We start from the raw sequence: 251 nt of genomic DNA on the forward strand, positions 1-251 counted from the left end.
ATAATGTTTTTATTTTAACATGTTAGGGCAATATATCAATTGAGTAATCATGATGATTTACTGGCGGGAACCCTCAGAAAGCGGCACAGTGTCAGTAAAACTGGTCGTGCATCTGATCTTTACGACAAAGTATTGACGTAAGCTATTGACAAATGATCGCTCAAACTGCGTGATGCATTTGACTCCGCTGCGGCAAAACTTGAATGCGAAATTATTGAGATGGACGGAGAGCCTGACCATGTGCATCTGCT

Annotated in this window: 1 pseudogene; it reads left to right on the forward strand. The window is 41.4% G+C overall.

Annotation, left to right across the window (positions count from 1 at the left end):
* Positions 1-39: 39 nt before the first annotated feature.
* Positions 40-251 (forward strand): annotated as a pseudogene (locus tag BHE89_RS02465) (transposase); the annotation flags it as partial.

This window comes from Shigella sp. FC1967, from assembly GCF_001743005.1.
GTDB lineage: Bacteria > Pseudomonadota > Gammaproteobacteria > Enterobacterales > Enterobacteriaceae > Proteus.